Below are 10539 nucleotides of genomic sequence, written 5' to 3'. Positions count from 1 at the left end.
AAGCAGACCCAGCCAGCACGGGGTATCAATCATAATTGGCACTGGCTTAACAAGCACCCTGTTGAGTTCTCAAAAAACAACCACACACCCACCAGAAACCCCACACCGTGAGGCCCCAGCAGGGGCACTTCCTCCAACGCCCACCACCAGCGCGGCGAGCACTTTTACTACGCTACCCGGAGGTATCCACCGCGTCAAACCGATGTTTCCCGGTTTTGCCGCTTCCAGATACCACCCGGGCGCATCACCAGACAGCCGAATCGTGTCGGCAATGTCCTGGATGCTCGGCAGGCCGGCCGCTGCGACTTCCCGCACGCTCGCCCGGTGCCCTGCCGGTCGTCAACCATACCCGGCCGGCTCCGCCCCGCCAAATCCGCCTCGCGGCGAATCCAGGGGCACCACCCGGTCCCGAGCTCCGATGGGGTCAACCACCGAGACCCGAGGTCCATTCCCGCGCTCCGGCCGCCAGGGCTCTCGCCCTGTCTCGCCCGTTCCGCGCTGCAGAGGAAAGTTACGCCCCTGGCAAGTTGATCGTCAAATCCGCCGGGGGCGTCCCGCGTCACACCCTGCTCGTACCGTTATCCGCGCAGCTCGACCCCGGCGAAGGACCGCTTCCCTCGACGCAGGACCAGGTAGCGGCCGTGCAGCAGATCCTCCGGGGCGACGACCGCGTCGGTGTCCGTCACCCGGGCGTTGTTGACGTACGCGCCGCCCTCGGCGATCACCCGGCGGGCTTCCTTCATGCTCGGCACCAGGCCCGACTCCTTGAGCAAGCCCGCCACGTCCGGCAGCTCGGCGAGGTGGACGAGACCAGCCTCGGTCAGCGCCGCCCGCAGGGTCTCCGGCGAGAGTTCGTCGAGCGAGCCGCGACCGAAGAGCGCCTGGCTCGCGGCGACCGCCTGGGCCATCTCCCGCTCCCCGTGCACGAGGGTGGTCAACTCCTCGGCGAGCGCGCGCTGTGCGGTGCGGGCCGCCGGTCGTTCGGCCGCCTCCTTCTCCAGCGCCTCGATCTCCTCCCGGGAGCGGAAGCTGAAGTAGCGCAGGTAGCGGGCCACGTCCCGGTCGTCGGCGTTGACCCAGAACTGGTAGAAGGCGTACGGGCTGGTCATCTCGGGGTCGAGCCAGACCGCGCCGCCCTCGGTCTTGCCGAACTTGGTGCCGTCCGACCTGGTGACCAGCGGGGTGGTGAAGGCCTCCACCGGGCCGGCTCCGCGGCGGCGGATGTAGTCGACGCCGGCGGTGATGTTGCCCCACTGGTCGGAGCCGCCGTACTGGAGCTGGCAGCCGTACCGGCGGTGCAGCTCGTAGAAGTCGTTGGCCTGCAGCAGCTGGTAGCTGAACTCGGTGAAGCTGATGCCCGTCTCCAGCCGGGCCCTGACCACCTCACGGGCCAGCATCTTGTTCACCGGGAAGTGCTTGCCGACGTCCCGGAGGAACTCGACCACCGACATCTCGCCGGTCCAGTCCAGGTTGTTCACCAGCTGCGCGGCGTTCTCCCCGGTGTAGGAGACGAACGGCGCGAGCTGGTCGCGGATGCGTCGCACCCAGCCGGCGACGACCTCCGGCGGGTTGAGGCTGCGCTCGGCGCTCTCCTTCGGGTCGCCGATCTGGCCGGTGGCGCCGCCGACGAGCAGCAGCGGCCGGTGCCCGGCGAGCTGGAGCCGGCGGGCCGTGGTGACCTGCATGAGGTGGCCGACGTGCAGACTGGGCGCGGTGGGATCGAAGCCCACGTAGAAGGTGGCGCTCCCGCCGTCGAGCAGCTCACGCAGCTCGTCGAGGCCGGTCGAGTCCTGGATCAGGCCCCGCCACCGCAGGTCGTCGGTCAGGGAGTCCCGCCCGCGCGGGAGGTTGCTGTCGGTCACGGTCACCGATTCTCCCCCATGCCGCGGGTCGGGCCGTACCGGGCTTGGCCGATCCCCCGCCGGTTAGGCTGCGACCTCGGCGAGGCGAGGAGGAACGGTTGTGGAGACGCCGGACATCACGGGCGGCCTGGTCGGCCTGCTCGGGCTGACGTTCGACGAGGTCGGCGCCGACCGGGTGGTGATTCGCTGGAAGGTACGCCCCGAGCTGCACCAGCCGTTCGGTATCCAGCACGGTGGGGTGTACTGCGCGGTGGTGGAGACGGCGGCCAGCGTCGGCGGATCGATCTGGCTCGGCGGGCGGGGGCGGGTCGTGGGCGTCTCCAACCAGACGGACTTCCTGCGGGCGGTCCGCGACGGGGAACTCACCGCGGTCGGCACGCCCGTGCACCGGGGACGCAGCCAGCAGCTGTGGCAGGTGGAGATTACCGACGCCGCGGGGCGGCTGGTCTCCCGAGGGCAGGTGCGGTTGCATAACCTCTCGGCCGGCTGACCGGCCGCCCGGCGGAACGGCCGCGTGGCGGCTAGGGCACCACCTGCCGGGTTTGCCCGAAAACGCCCCCGGTACGCGGATATGGTCGCGTCGATGAGACCGGTCGACCGCGATCCGACGTGAGGAAGCTCCTCGCCGCCACGCTCGGCGTGCTCTCGGCCGTCGGGGGCTTCGTCGACATCGGCGACCTGGTGGCGGCGAGCCAGGCCGGCGCCCGGTTCGGCATGGGACACGCCTGGGTCCTGCTGCTCGGGGTGGTCGGCATCTGCGCGTACGCGGAGATGGCCGGCCGGATCGCCGCGGTGAGTGGCCGGGCGGTGTTCGACCTGGTCCGGGAACGGCTCGGTCCCCGGGTGGCGCTGCTGAACCTGGCCGCCTCCTACCTGGTCACGGTGCTCACCCTGGCAGCGGAACTGGGCGGCGCCGCGTTGGCCCTGCAACTGGCCTCCCGGGTGAGCTACCTGCTGTGGGTGCCGGTGGCCACGTTCGCGGTGTGGCTGGTGCTGTGGCGGATGCGGTTCCAGCTGATGGAACGGGTGTTCGGGCTGGCCGGACTGACCCTGGTGGTCTTCGCGGCGGCGCTGTTCTGGCTGCCCACCGACTGGGCGGCGCTGGGTCGCGGAGCCCTGCGCCCGGAGGCGTACGGGCAGGGCTGGGGGGCGTACTGGTTCGTGGCCGTAGCGCTGTTCGCCTCCACCGTCAGCCCGTACGAGGTGTTCTTCTTCTCCTCGGGCGGGGTGGAGGAGAAGTGGAGCGCCAGCGACCTGGCCGACGCCCGGTTCAGTGTGCTGGTGGGGTTCCCGCTCGGTGGGTTCCTCGCGCTGTCGCTGGTGGCGACGGCGGCCGTGGTGCTGCACCCGACGGGCACGTCGGTGTCGAGCCTCGACGAGGTGGCCGCGCCGGTGGTGCTGGCGTTCGGCGGAATCGGGCTGGCGATCGCGGCGCTGGCGTTCTTCGCCGTGACGTTCGGCGCGGCCCTCGAGACGGGACTGTCGGCGGCGTACGCGGCGGCACAGTACTTCGGCTGGCAGTGGGGCAAACGGGTCAGCCCGCGCGAGGCGGCCCGGTTCCACGCGGTGCTGCTGGTCAGCGTACTGATCGGGATGCTGGTGCTGTGCACCACCGTCGATCCGGTACGGCTCACCGAACACATGCTGGTGGCCAGCGCGGTGGCGCTGCCGCTGACGTATCTGCCGATCCTGATCGTGGCCAACGACCGGACGTACCTGGGCGACCGCGTCAACGGGCGGACAGCCAACCTGCTCGGCGCGGTCTTCCTGATGGTCATCGTGGCCGCCTCGGTGGCCGCGATCCCGCTCGCGGTGACGACGGGGATGGGGCGGTGAGGATCCAGCTCGGCCGGCAGCTGCTGGACCGGCAGATCGTCGACGTCGACGGGCGGCTGGTCGGCAAGGTCGACGACGTCGAGTTCGCTGTCGACGACGAGGGTTACCCGTACGTCGTGTGCCTGCTCAGCGGCCAACACGCGCTCGGTCGGCGGATCGGCGGGCGGATCGGCCGGCTGCTGGTTGCGGTCGCGGACCGGTTCAGCGAGAACCCGCCAGTACCACCGCTGCGCCTGCCGATGACCCTGGTGGGGCGGGTGGACAGCGCGGTGTGGCTGCGCTGCCGCGCCGACGAGCTGCCGCCCCCGCCGGTGGAGGTGTGGCTGCGTCGCCACCTGATCGGCCTCATCCCGGGGGCGGGCCGTGCGGGCGGGTGACCTGCTCGGCCGGGCCGCGTACGACCTGCACGGGCGGCGGCTCGGCCGGGTGGTGGACGTGGTGGTGCGGGGCAGCTACCCGGACGGCCGGCTGCGGCTGACCGACGTAATCGTCACCGGGCACTGGTGGGGCAACGTGGTGGGGCGGCTGATCGGGGCGGAGCGTCACCCGTCGGGTCCGTGGGCGATCCGCCTGGTGGCCCGGGCGTTGAGCCGCAGCACCCGGCAGTTGCCCGCCGACCAGGTGCAGCTGCTGCCGCCGGTGCCCGACTTCCCGTTCGGTCAGCCGGGCGGCTGAGCGGCGCGGACCGCCGGGCGGCTGAGCGGCGCGTCGGCCAGCGCGGGTCAGCGGCGGGCCTCGTCGAGGACCGGTTCCGCGTCGGGAGCCTCCTCGACCAGGGTGGCGCGGCGCAGCCGTACCTGGGTGATGGCCCGGTGGTCGATGGCGGCAACCTCCACCTCCCAGCCGTCGACGGTGACCTTCTCCCCCGCCACGGTGGGGATGTGCCCGAGGCAGCTCAGCAACATCCCGGCGACGGTGGTGTAGTCGCCGGCCGGGCGGCCGGGCACCTCGACGCCGAGATCGGGCAGGTCGTGCACGGGGAACGTACCGGGCACCAGCAACGCCCCGTCGGTCTCGGTGCGTGCGCCGCGGACGTCCCGGTCCGTCTCGTCGTAGATCTCGCCGACGATCTCCTCCAGGATGTCCTCCAGGGTGACGATCCCGTCGACCGCGCCGCGCTCGTCGACCACCAGGGCGATGTGCTGGCGTTCGGCCTTGAACTGGCGCAGCGCGTCCACCACGGGCAGCGACTCGGGCAGCAGCATCGGCGGGCGGGCGATCTCGTCGACGGGACGCTCGTCGGGCACGCCGACCAGGTCGCGCAGGTGGATCACCCCGACGGCGTCGTCCAGGCCACCGTGGCGGACCACCGGGGCCCGGGAGTGGCCGGTGGCGGCCAGCAGCAGCCGGGCGGCCTCCGCCGTGGTCCCGCTGTCGAGGGTGAAGACCTGCAACCGGGGCACCAGCACCGCCTTGAGCTGCCGGTCGGCGATCTCCACGGCGCCGGCGATGATGGTGCGCTGCTCCTTGGTGAATCCGTGGTTGCCGGCGACGATGTCCCGCAGCTCGTCCGGGCCGATCTCGTCGGGCTCGTGCTCCGGGTTCAACCCGCACAGGCGTACCACCAGGTCGCTGGTGGCGCCGAGAGCCCAGACGGCGGGACGACTGATGGTGGCCAGCAGGTCCAGCGGGCGGGCCACCACCAGGGCCCAGCGCTCGGCGGACTGCATCGCGATCCGTTTCGGGGCCAGCTCGCCGAAGACCAGGGTGACGAAGGTCAGCACGAGGGTGACCGACACGATGGCGACCGTCCCGGCCGCGCCGCCGAGGAAACCCAACAGCGGCACCAGCGGCTCGGCCAGGGAGACCGCGGCGGCGGCCGAGGCCAGGAAACCGGCCAGGGTGATGCCGATCTGGATGGTGGCGAGGAACCGGTTGGGGTCCTTGGCCAGCCGGGCGAGCACCCGCCCGGCCCGGCTGGTGCGTTCCAGCCGCTGGACCTGGCTGTCCCGCAGCGACACCAACGCCATCTCGCTACCCGCGAAGATCGCGTTCAGGACGACCAAGACTCCGACCAGGGCCAGTTGGCTCCAGTAGCTCTGCACGCCCGGTTCTCTCCCTCGCCGCCAGGGGCGTCGGCCGGACGGCCGACGCCGCCGGGCGGAGGACCCGCCCGGCGTAGGGGGCTGTGTGCCCGCTGTGACGGGCGGTGAATCCTCCCGGCGGGCCGATCGCGGTCAGGCCGGCGTGGACGCCGGAAGGTCGAGCACGTACGCCCCGCCCTCGGGGCGGAACCCCAACCGGTGGTAGTAGGGGGCGACCATGCCGGGCGGGCTCACCACCCGGCGGAAGCCGCGCTCGGTGAACAGGCTGCTGCGCCGGTACACGAACTCGCCGGGGGTGAAGTCGCGGAACCTCGGGGTGACGTAGTCGAGGTCGATCTGGGCGACCCCGTCGGCCTCGGCGTGCGACAGCACCACCCCGACCACCTCGTCGGCCTTGAGCACCAGGAACGCCGAACGCTGGGCTTCGTACGACGCCCAGCGGAAGCCCGGGTTGAACCGGGCGATGTCGGCCGCGTGCACCCGCAGGGTGTGCGCCAGGAACCGGTCGTCGACCCCCACCTCCACCGCCTGGTAGGTCTGCTCGTCGTGCCGGGTGGTCAGCATCTTCCGCAGGTACCACACGTTGATCACCGCGAGCACCACGTTGAGGCCGACCATCGGCCAGACCGCCACCGCGGCGTTGTAGCCGATCAGGATCAGGCAGCCGACCAGGTTGAGCGCGCGCAGCCGCAGGATGCGCGTCTGCAGGAGGGACCAGACCAGCAGCGCGGAGCCGGCCCAGCCGACGAGTTCCAGCCAGTTCACCCCGGGGAGACTAGCGCTTGCCCTGGTCAGCCGGCTCGCCGGGCAGCCGGAGCACCCATTCCTCGACCTCCGCTCGGCGGCCGTGGGCGAAGCCCGCGTCCTGGCCGACCACGACGAAGCCGCACTTGCGCAACACCGCCAGGGAGGCCCGGTTGTCCTTCGCGGCGCGGGCGTACACCGGCCGTTGCGGCAGCTCGCGCAGCAGCGCGCCCAGCGCGGCGGTGGCGTACCCCCGGCCCCAGCGTCGCGGATCGATCCAGTAGCTGACCTCGGTGCGCTCGTCGACCGGGAAGGCGGCCACCCGGCCGACCACCTCGCCGCCGACGACGACCGTGCGCGGCACGATGCGGGGGTCGGCCCGGAGCCGGGCCCAGTGCGCGTCGAAGGCCACCCGGTCGGCCGGGTCGGCCGGACCGAAGGCAGCCATCCAGCCGGCTTCCGGATCCTGCTCGTGGGCGAAGAAGTGCGGCAGGTCGTCGTCGCGTACCGGACGCAGGCGCAGGTCGAGGGTCACCGCCGGAGGATACGCACCCGGACCGACAACCTCCGGGCCGCTGGCCGCGCGGCCGCACCCACCCACCGAACGGCGGCGCCGGTCGCCCGGTCACCCGGCCGGTGGACCGGTGGCCCGCCGTGCCGCGGGATCGGGCCCACCGGCCGGAGAATCGGGCCATGCGCCCATCGCGTCGCCGGACAGCGGCCGTCACCGATGCCCGGGCCGTCTCAGCGGTGGCGGCCGGCGCCCGCGCCACCGGCGCCGCCGCCACCGGCGCGCTGGCGGTGGCCGCGCTGGCCGGCGGGGCGACCGCGCTCGGCGTGCTGGCGGTCGGCCGGCTGGCCGTGCGCCGCGCCGTGCTCCGCGACCTGCGCATCGGCCGGCTGGAGGTGGACGAGCTGATCGTCCACCGACGTAGCGGGGCGGGCGAGCGGGACGGATAGCGGACACCTCCGGCGTTGGCACCCCTGGCGACGGGTCGGTACCAAGGAGGCATGCCACGCAGAGCTGCCGACGTGCAGTGGACCGCCGCCCTCGCCCGTACCGTCGTCGCCCGGATCGCCCCCGAGGAGCTGCCCGCCTTCGACGTGCTCGCCGCGCCCTACCTCACCGGCGCGGACGCCTCGACCGACGGCGGCCGGCTGGAGTTCGGGGTGCTGGAGGCGGTCGCCACCATCACGCCGGTGGTCACGCTGGTCAGCGCGTCGGTCACCGCCGCGCTGCTGCGGGGCGCCGAGGGTGAGCTGGAGCAGCTCGGCGGGCGCGCCACCCGGGGTCTGTTCGGGGCCCTGCGCCGCCGCCGCGAACCGGCCCCGCCGGCGTCGGCGCCGGTCGAGTTCAGCCGGGAGCAACTGGCCCGGGTGCGGGAGGTCGCCGTCGCCCGGGCCGAGGCGCTCGGCGTCACGTTTCCGCTGGCCGCCACGATCGCCGACGCCGTGGTGGGGGCGCTGCTGCTGGACCGGGAACCGGAGCGATGAGCGCCCCGCCCCCGGTGTGGCGGGGACGACCGGACGAGACGGGCTTCCTGCTGCTGCCGCTGGCCGCCCTGGTGTTCAGCACGGCGGTGCTGCTCGCCGTCGAGTTCGGCCTGTCGGTGCTCGCCCGGCCCGGCTGCGGCCTCGGCGACGTGCTCGACCACCCGTGCAGCGAGATGCTCGTGCGGATGTCGAACTTCTTCAACCTCATGGCGGTGCCCGGCGCGGCGGTCTTCGCCTGGCAGACCCGGCTGCACCGGCGGCGTACCCGGCCGATCCCGCCGGAGGTGTTCGGCGCCGCCGAGCGGGTGATCGCCGAGGTGCTCGCCTCGGTGCGGCTGCGCCGCGACACCCCGGTGCTGCTCGGCCCGCAGCTGGGACGGCGCGCGTTCACCGGCGGCACGGACCACAAGCCGTACGTCGCGCTCGGGCCGGAGCTGCTGGCCCTGCCCGCCAAGGGGCCGCAGGGCCGCCTGGTGTTCGAGGCGGTGCTCCGGCACGAGTTGGCCCATGTGCAGAACCACGACCTGCTGCGGTTGCGGTTCGCCACGGTGCTGCGGATCAGCACCCGGGTCACCGCCGTGGCCACCGCGCTGCTGCTGCTCGCCCAGCTCGCCTGGGCGGACCGGCCGCCGGCCACCGGTACGGTCCTCGGCATCGTGCTGCGGGCCGCCCTGGTCGCCGTCACCGCCGAGCTGGTCACCCGGGCCTTCCTACGGCTGCGGGAGCAGCAGGCCGACGCCCGGGCCGCCGGTGTGGACCCGGACGGCGTCCGGGCCGCCCTGCGCGGCGGTGGGCGTGCCGACACACCGGAGGTGCGGTGGGCGCGGGCGTGGCAGCGGCTCTGGGACCGGCACCCGAGCGTGGCGAACCGGCTCGCCGGGTTGGCCGACCCGGCGGCCGCGCTCGCCCTTCCGCTCGGGCTGATGCTCGCCGGCGGGGTGTTCACCGGGGTCGCGTTGGCCAACGTGCAGCTCCTGGTCGACCTGCTGCGCATTGCCGAGGTGCTGGCCTGGCCGCCGGCCGGCGGGGTGGCCTGGGGTGCCCTGGCGGTGCTGGCGCTGGCCGTGATCCAGCCGGCGATCTTCCTGGCCGACGGCGCGTGGCGGGACGCGCGGGGACGGCGGTTGGTCGGTCGGCCGGCGCGGCCCGGCCTGCTCGGCCTGGTCTTCGGCGTCGGGTTGTTCGTCGGCACGTACCTCGCGCCGTACGACGGGCTGGTCCACCAGAGCCGCCCCGAGGGGGTGCCACTGTCGGGTCTGCTGCTCCTCGCCCTCGGCACGGTACTGCTGAGCCGGTGGCTGACCGGGCTGCTGGAACGGACCGGCCCGACCACCTCGGCGGGTCGCCGGCTGCTGCTGCTGCCGGCCCTGCCGGTGGCCGTCGGGGTGCTGGTGCTGGGCTGGGAGACCACGCTGTGGCTGCGCGGCCGGGCGAACGAGTGCGCCCACCACCTGGTCCAGTGCGGTCCGCTGGACGCGGTACGGGTGCCACTGACCGCCGTGTCCACGGCCTGGGCGGCGGCCGTGCTGGCGCTGGGCGTGGTCACCCTGCTGGCGGTGACGGTACGCCGGGCGGGCCGCGCCGCGCTGGTGCCGGCGGCCGGGGCGGCCCTGGCCGGCGCCCTGCTGGCGCTGGTGCTGCCCCGGGTCGGCCTCGCCGACGCTCTGGCGGCGCGGCTGTGGGCCCGGCTGGAACCCGACCTCGGCGCACCGGTCACCGCGCTCACCCTCCAACTGGCGCTGCTGGTGGCGGTTACGCTGGCCGCCGCCCTGCCCCGGGCGTCGGCCGGACCGCTGGCCGGCGGGGTCGCCGCAGTGGTGCTCGCCGCCGGCCTGGACGCGCGGCTGGCGCAGTGGGCGGACTCGCCCGAACCGCCCCGCCCCGGTGACGTCCTGCTCGCTGTCGGCACCCACCTCGGCGCGGGTCTCGGGATCGTCCTGCTCGCCGTCGCCGCGACGCTCGCCGTCCGTGCCCTGGTGGCGGGCTCCGGTGCCGCCGGTGCGGCACACGCGGAAACCGCCGGCGCCCTCTCCGGACGCCCGACGTGGCAGCGCAAGCCCCGCATGAGCTCGCTGGGTACGTCGGAGGGCCGGACAGGTCCGTTGTGACCACCAACCGGCGCGTGTCCACCGCGTCGAGGCCCGACGGCGCGTCCCGGCCGAATGCCGGCCCGGGAGAACGGGTACGTCGACAATGACCTGACCGACCCCGGGGAGTGCCGATGAACCGACCTGTCGTGGTGGGCGTCGACGGATCACCGTCGAGCCTGGTCGCCGCGGAGCATGCGGCCCGCGCGGCCGTACGGCGACGCCGGCCGCTGCACCTGGTGCACGGCTACCTGCACCCGCTCGGCTACGGCGTGCCGCTGAACCCGTACGACCTGGGGATGCCGGCGCCCACCGAGGAGTCGCGCCGGATGTTGGAGACCGCCGCCGCCGAGCTGGCCGACCGCTGGCCCGGGTTAACCGTCGAGGTGCACCAGGTCGCCGGTGGGCCGGGCGCCGCCCTGGTCGCCGCATCCCGCCGGGCCGAGCTGGTGGTGGTGGGCAGTCGGGGGC

Annotated in this window: 12 protein-coding genes; 8 read left to right on the top strand and 4 right to left on the bottom strand. The window is 73.7% G+C overall.

All coding sequences use genetic code 11. The annotated features are described in order from the left end of the window. Positions 1 to 578: 578 nt before the first annotated feature. Positions 579 to 1862, bottom strand: coding sequence for a tyrosine--tRNA ligase (tyrS, locus tag E1165_RS25570; RefSeq protein ID WP_132394286.1), 1284 nt, complete (start codon positions 1860 to 1862; stop codon positions 579 to 581). Positions 1863 to 1962: 100 nt separating this feature from the next. Here tyrS and E1165_RS25565 point away from each other — a divergent pair, with 100 nt between their 5' ends. From E1165_RS25565 to E1165_RS25550, 4 genes are all read left to right on the top strand, one after another. Further along, positions 1963 to 2352, top strand: a complete 390-nt coding sequence (locus E1165_RS25565) for a PaaI family thioesterase (protein ID WP_132394285.1) — start codon at positions 1963 to 1965, stop codon at positions 2350 to 2352. 119 nt (positions 2353 to 2471) lie between these two features. Continuing rightward, entirely contained in the window at positions 2472 to 3698 is a 1227-nt protein-coding gene (locus tag E1165_RS25560; RefSeq protein WP_132394284.1) for an NRAMP family divalent metal transporter, read from the top strand. Continuing rightward, positions 3695 to 4075 carry a hypothetical protein gene (locus tag E1165_RS25555; protein WP_132394283.1) on the top strand — a complete coding sequence of 127 codons (381 nt, stop codon included), beginning with the start codon at positions 3695 to 3697 and terminating at the stop codon, positions 4073 to 4075. The genes E1165_RS25560 and E1165_RS25555 overlap by 4 nt, the downstream gene beginning before the upstream one ends. Continuing rightward, complete coding sequence (locus tag E1165_RS25550) at positions 4062 to 4373, top strand: PRC-barrel domain containing protein (RefSeq protein ID WP_132394282.1); 312 nt, start codon at positions 4062 to 4064, stop codon at positions 4371 to 4373. The genes E1165_RS25555 and E1165_RS25550 overlap by 14 nt, the downstream gene beginning before the upstream one ends. 47 nt (positions 4374 to 4420) lie before the next feature. Here E1165_RS25550 and E1165_RS25545 read toward each other — a convergent pair whose 3' ends face one another. From E1165_RS25545 to E1165_RS25535, 3 genes are all read right to left on the bottom strand, one after another. Beyond that, positions 4421 to 5743, bottom strand: a complete 1323-nt coding sequence (locus tag E1165_RS25545) for a hemolysin family protein (protein ID WP_132394281.1) — start codon at positions 5741 to 5743, stop codon at positions 4421 to 4423. 132 nt (positions 5744 to 5875) lie between these two features. After that, on the bottom strand, positions 5876 to 6508 hold the full coding sequence (locus E1165_RS25540; RefSeq protein ID WP_132394280.1) for a hypothetical protein: 633 nt from the start codon (positions 6506 to 6508) through the stop codon (positions 5876 to 5878). Positions 6509 to 6518: 10 nt separating this feature from the next. Then, positions 6519 to 7022: a GNAT family N-acetyltransferase gene (locus E1165_RS25535; RefSeq protein ID WP_132394279.1), complete on the bottom strand. Its 504-nt coding sequence runs from the start codon at positions 7020 to 7022 to the stop codon at positions 6519 to 6521. A gap of 158 nt (positions 7023 to 7180) precedes the next feature. Between E1165_RS25535 and E1165_RS25530 the strand changes: the two genes are divergently transcribed. The 4 genes from E1165_RS25530 to E1165_RS25515 form a co-directional block, all read left to right on the top strand. After that, the gene (locus E1165_RS25530; RefSeq protein ID WP_207917037.1) at positions 7181 to 7447 is read left to right on the top strand and encodes a hypothetical protein; all 267 of its coding nucleotides are present in this window, start codon (positions 7181 to 7183) and stop codon (positions 7445 to 7447) included. A gap of 51 nt (positions 7448 to 7498) precedes the next feature. Continuing rightward, positions 7499 to 7981 carry a hypothetical protein gene (locus tag E1165_RS25525; protein ID WP_132394278.1) on the top strand — a complete coding sequence of 161 codons (483 nt, stop codon included), beginning with the start codon at positions 7499 to 7501 and terminating at the stop codon, positions 7979 to 7981. Next, positions 7978 to 10089: a M48 family metalloprotease gene (locus E1165_RS25520; protein WP_132394277.1), complete on the top strand. Its 2112-nt coding sequence runs from the start codon at positions 7978 to 7980 to the stop codon at positions 10087 to 10089. Before E1165_RS25525 ends, E1165_RS25520 begins: the two co-directional genes overlap by 4 nt. Before the next feature lie 107 nt (positions 10090 to 10196). Beyond that, the coding region (locus E1165_RS25515; RefSeq protein WP_207917036.1) for a universal stress protein at positions 10197 to 10539 on the top strand (343 nt) is incomplete at its 3' end.

It is taken from the genome of Micromonospora sp. KC723, from assembly GCF_004348595.1.
GTDB lineage: Bacteria > Actinomycetota > Actinomycetes > Mycobacteriales > Micromonosporaceae > Micromonospora.
The sequence above is the reverse complement of the archived record's forward strand: the minus strand, read 5'-3'. Positions and strand labels throughout refer to the sequence as shown.

Bases quoted from the DNA above. Each gene is read 5' to 3' on its own strand.
- E1165_RS25530 (WP_207917037.1), top strand. From the start codon at position 7,181: ATGCGCCCATCGCGTCGCCGGACAGCGGCCGTCACCGATGCCCGGGCC.
- E1165_RS25525 (WP_132394278.1), top strand. From the start codon at position 7,499: ATGCCACGCAGAGCTGCCGACGTGCAGTGGACCGCCGCCCTCGCCCGT.
- E1165_RS25520 (WP_132394277.1), top strand. From the start codon at position 7,978: ATGAGCGCCCCGCCCCCGGTGTGGCGGGGACGACCGGACGAGACGGGC.